We start from the raw sequence: 4,579 nt of genomic DNA on the forward strand, positions 1-4,579 counted from the left end.
GTGAAGATCATCATGAAGGGGTCCATGGCGGCGACCTGCCGGTGCGGCACCAGCTCGCCGGCGCCATCGAAGAACTCCTGACCACCATCTACACCGAAGTCCTCGGCCTCGACCGCATCAGCATCGACGACTCCTTCTTCGACCTCGGCGGGGATTCGTTGTCGGCCATGCGCCTGATCGCCGCCGTCAACGCCGACCTGGACGCCGACGTCTCGGTCCGCACCCTGTTCGAGGCCCCCACCGTCGCCGAGTTGGCGCCCCGCCTCGCCGGAGGCACTCGACGGAAACCGTTGCGACGCAGGGAGCGTCCCGCGAAGATTCCCCTGTCGTTCGCCCAGAACCGCTTGTGGTTCGTCAACCAGTTCGAGGGCGGGGTGGCGACGTACAACATGCCGACCGCCTTCCGGATCACCGGCGAGTTGGACGTCGAGGCGCTGACCGCGGCCCTCGATGACCTGATCGGCCGCCACGAGTCGTTGCGCACCGTCTTCCCGGACGTCGACGGCGTCCCGTACCAGCAGGTGTTGGCGGCCCAGCCGGGGATGTGGCGGCGCGGCGACACCACCGTCGTGCCGCTCGGCGATCAGCAAGAGGTCGCGGGCGAGTTGATCGCGCTCGCGAGCCACCGATTCAATTTGGCGACGGAGATCCCGATTCGCGCGCAGATCTATTCGACGGGACCCGCGGAGCATGTGCTCGCGATTGTGCTGCACCACATCGCCTTTGACGGTTGGTCGCTGGCTCCCATGTTCAGGGACATCGGAGTCGCCTACGCAAGCCGATGCGCGGGGCTCATACCGAACTGGGCCGAACTGCCGGTGCAATACGTGGACTACACGCTGTGGCATCAGGAGCTGCTGGGAGACGAGTCCGACCCGGACAGTGTGATCGCTCGCCAGTTGCGCTATTGGCAAGGCGAATTGGCCGGACTGCCGGAAATCGTGTCGCTGCCCGCGGATCGTGTCCGGCCCCCGGTGCCCAGCTACGGCGGCGGCGAGGTGGATCTGCTGATCGAGCCGGGGGTCTGGGCCGGGATCAAGCAGCTGGCAGCGACGCACAACGCGACGGCCTCGATGGTGTTGCAGGCTGTCATGGCGGTCTTGTTGCACCGGGTCGGCGTGGGTGACGACGTGGTGCTGGGCACACCGATCGCCGGGCGGTCGGATCGTGCGCTCAGCGACCTGGTCGGATTCTTCGTAAACACCTGGGTGTTGCGAGTGGAAGTGGATCCGGCATGCCGGTTCACCGATGTCCTTGCGCGGGTGCGTAATAAAGCCCTGGACGCCTACAGCAATCAGGACGTGCCGTTCGAGCGGTTGGTCGAGCAGCTCAATCCCGCGCGCTCGGCCGCGCACCACCCCTTGTTCCAGGTGCTGATGGTGCTGCAGAACAACGTGCGCCCGGACGCGTTCGCGATCGATGGCGTCGGCGTCGAACAGTGGGCAGTGCCCACCCGCTCGGCGCGCTTCGACCTGGACTTCGAACTGGTGGAGGTGCCAACCGACGACCCGGCCGCTCCACGGGCCGCCGGATCGGTGACATACGCGACGGATCTCTTCGACCGCTCCACCATCGAGCGTCTCGTCGACCGGTTCGGGCGGGTGCTGGACGCGGTGGTCGCGGACCCAGCGGTGGTGGTGGGCGCCATCTCGTTGATGGATTGCGGCGAGCGCGAATTGGTCCAATCGACGTGGGCGGGCACCGGGGTCGATGCACAGGTGGGAGTCGCGCCGCAGTTGCTGGCGGCAGCGGCGGCTGCCGACCCGGACGCGGTGGCGGTGGTCGACGGTGACCGCTCGATGTCGTATCGCGAGCTCGACGAGGCGTCGGCACGGTTGGCGCGCGCACTGATAGAGGCGGGCGTCGGCGCGGAGCGCGCGGTGGCGGTCGCGATGGATCGGTGTCTGGAACTGGTGGTCACCTGGTGGGCCGTCGTCAAAGCCGGCGGAACCTACGTGCCCGTCGACCGGACTCACCCCGTCGAGCGCATCGCGACCGTGCTGGACACCGCAGACGCGAGTTGCGTGTTGACCCGCGACGCCGACACCGTTGACTGGGCCGGCGGCCGCCGCGTGCTCCGCGTCGACGACTTCGACCTATCCGGGCTGAGCGCTGACCCGATCACCGACGCCGACCGCCTGGCACCCCTGACGGTCAACAGCACCGCCCACGTCATCTTCACGTCCGGATCCACCGGCACCCCAAAGGGAGTCGCGGTCAGCCACGGTGGCCTGCTGGAAATCGCCTCGCTCGGCGAGCTCTTCGGATTGCATGCGGGCACGCGGCTGCTGATGCTCGCCGCGCCCACCTTCGATGTATCGATCGGTGAATTGCTGCTGGCGGTCGGGGCGAGGGCGGCGCTGGTGGTGGCGCCGCCGGAAGCCGTTGCGGGCGAGGCGTTGACGGCATTGCTGCGTGATCAGCGCGTCAACGCTGCAGTCTTGACCCCGTCGGTGCTGTCCTCGCTGGACCCCGCCCGCCTCGACGCGGTGGACACGCTCATCACGACGGGGGAAGCGTGCCCAAGCGAGTTGGCGGCTGCCTGGGCGTCGGAGAGGCGAATGTTCAACGCCTACGGCCCCACCGAGGCCACCATCTGGGCCACCTGCGGCGGACCCTTGGCGCCGGGGCAGCCGGTGGGAATCGGCACCCCCGTCCCGGGCGTGTGCGCTCTCGTGCTGGACACCCGGCTCAGCCCGGCGCCCATCGGCGTCGTCGGCGAACTGTATCTGGGCGGACGTGCCGTCGCGCACGGCTATCTCGGCCGGGCGGAGTTGACCGCGGAACGGTTCATCGCCAACCCCTTTGGGGTTCCCGGGTCACGCCTGTACCGCACGGGCGACCTGGCCCGCTGGACCGCAGCCGGAACGCTGGACTACTTGGGACGCGCCGACACCCAGGTCAAACTCCGTGGACAACGAATCGAATTGGGGGAGATCGAGAACAGCTTGCTGGCCTGCCCGCACGTCACCATGGCCGCAGCCACGATGCACAACGGCGGAACCGGCGCCAACCTCGTCGCCTACGTGGCCCTCGAGCACGCCGCCACCGCCGACAACGACGACGACGACGAAATCGTCGCGCAGTGGCAGCACGTCTACGACGACCTCTACGGCGCCGAGGCCGGCACCTCCGGGCTCGGCACCGACTTCCGGGGATGGAACAGCAGCTACTCCGGCGAGCCGATCCCGCTCGCGGAGATGGAGGAATGGCGTTCGCTGACCGTGGACCGGATCATGGCCCTGCGACCGCGGCGGGTACTGGAGATCGGGGTGGGCCTGGGCCTGGTTCTCTCACAAATCGCCCCGCAGTGCGAGCGTTACGTGGCCACCGACATGTCCGCGGCGGCAATCGATTACCTCGCCCGCTCGCTGGAACGGCTGGAGCTACCCTGGCGAGACCGCGTCCAGCTGCTGACTCGACCCGCCCACGTGACCGAGGGCCTGCCGCTGGGCTTCTTCGACACCGTGATCCTCAACTCGGTCGTTCAGTACTTCCCCAACGCGGGGTATCTGGCCGACCTCATCGACAGTGTCATGGAACTCCTGTGCCCCGGCGGATCGCTGTTCATCGGCGATGTCCGCAACCACAGCCTGCAGGGCGCATTCCAGACCGCGGTGGCGCTCGCCCGCAGCGGCAACACAGACGCGGCCGAACTTCGTCACCGCATCCAGCGCGCCGTCGTCGGCGAGGCCGAACTCCTGCTCGCCCCAGAGTTTTTCACCGGTTGGGCGGCCGGCCATCCGGCGGTGTCGGCGCTCGACATCCAAGTCAAGCGCGGAGCGGCCGACAACGAACTCACCCGGTACCGCTACGACGTCGTCGTGCACAAGGCGCCCACATCGGTGCATTCCCTGGGCGCCGCCCCGACCTGGGCGTGGGCCGATTGCGCCGGCTTGAACGGGCTGCAGAATCGATTGAACTCCGACCGTCCCGCCGACATCCGAATATGCGGAATCCCGCGCGCCGGCTTGGTCACCGACGTCCAAATCGGACAGGGCCTGGCGGCGGGGCTACCCCTGACCGACGCGCTCGCTGAGGCCACCCGGGTGGAATCGAACGGCACCGCGACACCCGAAGCACTGCACCGCCTCGGCGAAGCCATTGGCTATCGCGTCGCGGTCACGTGGGGCGCTCAACCGGGCACGCTTGATGCCGTCTTCACGGCCGCTGCGGAGGGAAGCATCCCGACCATCAGCGACGTATACCTGCCGAACCGCGATGGTCACGACGAACCCGCCAACGACCCGCGCAACAACACGCGGATCAGCGCCGTCCGACGCCAATTGAGCGCGCGGTTGCCGGATTACATGTTGCCGACGCAGATCATGGTGCTCGACGAGTTCCCGATGACCTCGTCCGGCAAGATCGATCGAAAGGCGCTGCCGGCGCCGGTCTTTGCCGACACGCCCTTCCGCGCACCGCAGACCCCGACCGAAGAGATCCTGGCCGGGATCTACGCCCAAGTGCTCGGGCTGGACCGGGTCGGGGTCGACGAATCGTTCTTCGACCTGGGCGGCGACAGCATCTTGTCGATGCAGGTGGTGTCAATCGCCCGCGCGGCCGGCAGCTGAGGCTT

General features: G+C 68.0%; 1 pseudogene. It reads left to right on the forward strand.

From position 1 onward, the window contains the following. Positions 1-68: 68 nt before the first annotated feature. Positions 69-4,574 (forward strand): annotated as a pseudogene (locus A5691_RS04100) (amino acid adenylation domain-containing protein); the annotation flags it as partial. Between the last annotated feature and the right edge of the window lie 5 nt (positions 4,575-4,579).

This window comes from Mycobacterium sp. E183 (assembly GCF_001667735.1).
GTDB lineage: Bacteria > Actinomycetota > Actinomycetes > Mycobacteriales > Mycobacteriaceae > Mycobacterium.